This window comes from Mycobacterium sp. (assembly GCF_049673265.1).
Taxonomy (GTDB): Bacteria; Actinomycetota; Actinomycetes; order Mycobacteriales; family Mycobacteriaceae; genus Mycobacterium.
This window is the reverse complement of the sequence record NZ_JBATXN010000662.1, coordinates 1-5356: the sequence shown is the minus strand read 5'-3', so window position 1 is coordinate 5356 and position 5356 is coordinate 1. Positions and strand designations below refer to the sequence as shown.

At 67.2% G+C, this 5356-nt stretch carries 5 protein-coding genes; 3 read left to right on the top strand and 2 right to left on the bottom strand.

Annotated features, from left to right (window positions below; translation table 11 throughout):
• Positions 1–305: acyltransferase family protein (locus WBF82_RS22455; RefSeq protein WP_424385133.1), on the bottom strand; the 305-nt coding region annotated here is incomplete at its 3' end.
• 147 nt (positions 306–452) lie between these two features.
• Here WBF82_RS22455 and WBF82_RS22450 point away from each other — a divergent pair.
• Positions 453–1715, top strand: a complete 1263-nt coding sequence (locus WBF82_RS22450; RefSeq protein WP_424385132.1) for a DUF3068 domain-containing protein — start codon at positions 453–455, stop codon at positions 1713–1715.
• A 7-nt stretch (positions 1716–1722) separates the two neighbouring features.
• Positions 1723–3444, top strand: a complete 1722-nt coding sequence (locus tag WBF82_RS22445; protein ID WP_424385134.1) for a hypothetical protein — start codon at positions 1723–1725, stop codon at positions 3442–3444.
• Here WBF82_RS22445 and WBF82_RS22440 read toward each other — a convergent pair.
• Complete coding sequence (locus tag WBF82_RS22440) at positions 3428–4582, bottom strand: glycosyltransferase family 4 protein (RefSeq protein WP_424385131.1); 1155 nt, start codon at positions 4580–4582, stop codon at positions 3428–3430. The two genes, WBF82_RS22445 and WBF82_RS22440, sit on opposite strands and share 17 nt — an antisense overlap.
• A 41-nt stretch (positions 4583–4623) precedes the next feature.
• Between WBF82_RS22440 and WBF82_RS22435 the strand changes: the two genes are divergently transcribed.
• Positions 4624–5356: class I SAM-dependent methyltransferase (locus WBF82_RS22435; protein WP_424385130.1), on the top strand; the 733-nt coding region annotated here is incomplete at its 3' end.

Below are 5356 nucleotides of genomic sequence, written 5' to 3'. Positions count from 1 at the left end.
ACGGCCACCACGTAGGCCGGCATGATCCGCACCACCCGCGATCGCAGGTAATGACCGGTCGACGGGCGCGAACCAACGCCGCGGGCGGCCGCAGCATGTCCGCGCCACAACAGAAAGCCCGACAGCGCGAAGAACACCGCGACCGCAAGATCGAAGCGACCGAACAGCCGACCGTCGATCCCGGTGGAGTGCCCGGTCTGGAATGCGACGTGGGTGACGACGACGCCGATAGCCGCGCACGCCCGCATGCCTTCCACAGCGGGCAGAAAGCTGCGCGTCCCACCCACCTCGCGGCGCTCGCTCATGAGGACAGTGTGCCCGCGATGGCTTACCGGACAAATCGGGTACACCCCGTTTGCCCACCGTGAGGACCTAAACCGGGACCTTAAATTTTGCTGTTAGGGTCGAACAAGTTTTGCTTCGCTGCGCCAGCACAAGGAGGTCTCGGCAACGTGAACCGAGCAGTCATGTTGCGGATGGCCGCCTGCGGGATCATGGGACTCGGAGCCGCCTTGCTGGTCGCTGCATTGCTGCTGTGGACCTACACCGCCAGCAGGATCACCAAGATTCCGCTCGATCTGAACGCCACGTTGATCAGCGATGGCACCGGGACCGCGCTGGACGCGGCATCGATGAATAGCCAGAAGCTGGTGGTCAACAAAAACGTGCCGCTGGTAGCCCAGCAGCAGATCGACGTCGAATCACCCGCCAACGCCGATGTCGTCACGTTGCAGGTGGGCAGCTCCGTTCGACGCAGCGACAAGCAAAAGGACTCCGGTCTGCTGCTCGCGCTCGTCGACACCGTCACGCTGAACCGCAAAACCGCGATGGCGGTTTCCGATGACAGCCACCCCGGCGGCGCCGTGCAGAAACCCCGCGGCTTCAACGATGAAAACCCGCCCACCAACATCGCGTTGCCGCACGACGGACTGTCCTACCGATTCCCGTTCCACACCGAGAAGCGGACGTACCCGTATTTCGACCCGATCGCGCAGAAGGCGTTCGACGCCAACTACACCGGACAAGAAGACGTCAACGGGCTGACCACCTACAAGTTCACCCAAGACGTCGGCTACGACGCCGACGGCAAGTTGGCCGAGCCGATCAAGTATCCCTCGCTGTATGCCAACGACGAGGACAGCAGGGTGACCGCCTCCGCGGCGATGTGGGACGTGCCCGGCGATCCGGACGAGAAGATCACGATGACCCGCTACTACGCCGCCCAGCGGACCTTCTGGGTGGACCCCGAGTCAGGGACCATCGTCAAAGAAAACGATCACGCCAATCACTACTACGCCCGCGATCCGTTGAAGCCCGAGATGACGCTTGTTGATTACAAGGTCACCTCCAACGAAGAGACCATCGAGTCACAGGTCAACGCCGCGCGTAACGAGCGCGACCGGTTGGCGTTGTGGTCCCGAGTGCTTCCGATCAGCTTCACCGCGTCCGGCGTGATCGCACTGATCGGTGGCCTGTTGCTCGGCTCGTTCAGCTTGCGGACCGAGGCGGCGCTGCTCGACCCCGGACTGGATTCCGCCGACCACGGCTTCTTCGGCCGCGCCGAGCCGCCGGTCGAACGCGTACCCGGTGCCGAGGCCGAAACGGAGAAGCTGCCGACACCGCCCAAAGACCTGCAGCGCGAGCAGGGGCCACCCGGTGCGGGCCCGCCAGGCGTGGAAAGTCCCCCGACTTCGGGTCCACCCGATCACTCCTAGCCCGGCCATCGGCGCGGGCCGAGCCCGGATCGCCCTTTCCGGGTACGCACTGGCATTGGCACTGCTGGTGGTTGCGCCGCTACTGCGGCCCGGATACTTCCTGCTGCGCGATGCGGTGTCCACGCCGCGGTCCTACTTATCCGATAGCGCCCTCGGGTTGATGTCGGCGCCCCGGGCCGTTCCGCAAGATTTCGCCGTCGCGTTGGCGTCGCACTGCATCGATGGCGGCCTCGTGGTTAAGGCGTTGCTGGTCGTGGGTCTGTGGCTGGCAGGTTGGGGCGCAGCCCGTCTGGTTGCGCTGGTGTTGCCGGAAGCCGGTGCCGGCGGCCAACTTGTCGCGATCACACTCGCGATCTGGAATCCATATGTCGCGGAGCGGTTGCTACAGGGCCATTGGAGCCTGCTGCTCGGCTATGGCTGCCTGCCCTGGGTGGCGACGACGATGCTGACGCTGCGATCGGAGGACCCGACGTCCCCGCGGGGGCGTTTCGCGCTGGTGTTTTGGATCGCGCTGGCCGGACTGACCCCGACCGGGCTGATCCTGGCCGCAACAGTCGCAATGGTCTGCATAGCCGCCCCGGGGGCGGGTCGCGCGCGCTGGCGATGCGCCGCCGTCGCGTCGGCGGCTGCCGCGCTGGCGGCGCTGCCATGGTTGGCGGCTGCAGCACTGGGCTTGTCATCGGCGGACCGAATCTGGGCGCAGGCTCCAGACGTTACGGCTTTCGCAGCCCGCGCCGAGCCGGACCTCGGCACGCTGGGCAGCCTGGCCAGCCTCGGTGGGATCTGGAACAGCGAGGCTGTACCAGCCTCGCGGACAACGCTTTTCGCAGTCGTATCGGCTGTGGTACTGCTGCTGGCGGTGGCTGCCGGGCTGCCGGCGCTGGCGCGTCGACGCACGGCGGTCCCACTGATAGTGCTGGCGGCAGTAGCCGTTTTGGTGCCCGCGGTGCTGGCCACCGGCCCGGGGCTGGCCGCGCTGCAGGCGGTTGTCGATGCCGCGCCGGGGTTGGGCGTGCTGCGCGACGGGCAGAAGTGGGTGGCGCTGGCGATGCCTGGATACGCACTGGCGGGTGCGGCGGCGGTGCTGACGTTGCGGCGTTGGTTGCAGCCCGCGGTGACCGCGCCGGTGTTGTGCGCCGCGCTGCTGTTCGCACTTCCCGACTTAGCCTGGGGTGTCGGAGGAAAAGTCGAGCCGGTGCACTACCCGAGCGACTGGCGAACCGTCGCAGCGTTGATCAACCGCGATCCCGGAGTCGTCGCGGTGTTGCCGGCCGACACCATGCGGCGATTCGCCTGGAGTGGACCGGCGCCGGTGCTGGATCCATTGCCGCGCTGGGTGCGCGGCAATGTGCTGCTAACCGGCGACCTGACGATCGCGGGTGTAACGGTTCCCGGTGAGGGCTATCGGGCGCGCACGGCGCAGCGGCTGCTGTTGTCCGGCGCCGATCCTGCTGCACTTCGCCGCGCGGGCATAGCGTGGCTGGTGGTCGAAGCGGGCACTCCCGGCGATATGGGCCTGGCCGCCAAGACATTCGAACGACTACCGGTGACCTACCGCGGCCACGACTTGAGCTTGTACCGTGTCGACGACGCACCAGCCGCGACGCCGGCCGATCGCCGGTTGCTCGCAGTGATCGCCCATCTCGTGTGGTTGCAGATGCTGATCGCCGGAGCCGTCGGCATGGCGGTGGCCGGCTGGCGTCAGCGGCGTCCTACACCACTCCGCTGATGCGCTCTCCCGCCATCACCGACTCCAGCACGCTGCGCATCGCGTCTGCGCTTTGCCGCCAAGAGAATTCGGCGCTGCGCGCTTGCGCCTTGGCGCCGAGCTGATCACGCAGCACTGGATCGTCCAGTAACTGTTGCAGCCGATTCACCAACTCGGCGCGACTGTCAACCAGTACCCCGGTCACCCCGTCGATGATCGAGTCGGCCAGCCCGCCGGACGATCGGTAGCCGATCGTCGGCACCGCGTGCTGGGCCGCCTCGATGACCGCCAGACCCCAGCCTTCTTTGCGCGAAGGCAACACATGCACCCAAGACTGTTGCATCACATGGTGTTTGGTGACGTCATCGATGTGGCCGTGGAACGTCACAGCCTCGCTGATGCCCAGGCGCGCCGCGTGGTCGACCAGGCGCTGCCACCACCACCCGCCACCGACGATGTCGAGATGCAGCCCGGGAGTCGATCCCCGCAGCAGCGCCACCGCGGCCATTGCGTCCTCGATCTGCTTGTGCGGCACCAAGCGGGACAACACCAACACGCGCGGATCGTCCGCGCGCGGACCATGCAGAGATGCTTCCGGGGCCTCGTCGAGACCGTTGCGCACCAAGGCTATTCGCTCGTTTTCGACGCCAAGGCCGACCAAGTCGCGGGCCGACGGCAGCGACACCGTCACGTACTGGTTGCGGCGGTGCAGCCTCGGCGACAACCGCGACTCGACGAACCAGCCGAATCGGCCGAGCACCGGGCCGGCGACCGGCCATTGCTGACGATGGCAGTGGTGCACCAGCACGGCGACCCGCCGTCCGTAGATCAACCGGGCCAGAAACGGCAAGCCGTTCTGGGTATCGACCACCACATCCGGACGCACCCGCCGCAACGGCCCCATCCCAATCCTGGCCGCCGCCATCGCCAACAGCGCCCACACGTAGACCGAGTACCGCCCGCCCGCGCGGCTGATCCGCACCCCGTCGACGACTTCGCGTCGCGCCGCGCCGGGATAACGGGCGGTGCGCAAGGTGATCGCGACACCGGACGCGGCCAGCTGGGCTCCGATGCGCTGCAGATAGGTTTCGCTACCACCGCCCTGTGGGTGGGCGGTATCGCGCCAGCACAGCAGCAGTACCGAGCGCAGTTCAGGCATCACAGGTCAGCCTAACGGGCGCGGCTGCATAGGGTTGGCCGGTGGCCGTGAGTGACGTGTTTGCGCGGCGGGCGACCCTGCGCCGCTCGGTGCGGTTGCTGTCGGAGTTCCGCTACGAGCAGTCGGATCCAGTCCGCTTCTACGGAACGCTGGCAACCGATACCGCGGCCATGGTCGGCGACCTCTGGCAAGGCATCCACGGCGAACGCCCGGCCGGTCGCTGCCTGCTCGACGTCGGAGGCGGGCCCGGATACTTCGCGAAGGCCTTTACCGACGCCGGGCTTCGGTACGTCGGCGTGGAGCCGGACCCCAGTGAGATGCACGCCGGCGGGGCAACTTTGACGCCTGAAAAGGGGACGTTCGTCCGCGCGTCGGGAATGGCGCTGCCGTTCGCCGACGACAGCGTGGACATCTGCCTGTCGTCCAATGTTGCCGAGCATGTGCCACGGCCTTGGCAGCTCGGCGACGAGATGTTGCGGGTCACCAGGCCGGGTGGGCTGGTCGTGTTGTCGTACACCGTCTGGTTGGGACCATTCGGTGGGCACGAGATGGGGCTGACGCACTATCTCGGCGGCGCCCGGGCTGCCGCACGTTACGCCCGCAAGCACGGTCACCCGGCCAAAAACAACTACGGCTCGTCGTTGTTCGCGGTCTCGGTGGCCGAGGGCCTGAACTGGGCATCCAGCACCGGCGCGCTGGTCTGCGCGTTCCCGCGCTACCACCCCAAATGGGCGTGGTGGCTGACGGCGGTGCCGGTGCTACGGGAGTTCCTGG

Bases quoted from the DNA above. Each gene is read 5' to 3' on its own strand.
- WBF82_RS22440 (WP_424385131.1), bottom strand. From the start codon at position 4,582: ATGCCTGAACTGCGCTCGGTACTGCTGCTGTGCTGGCGCGATACCGCC.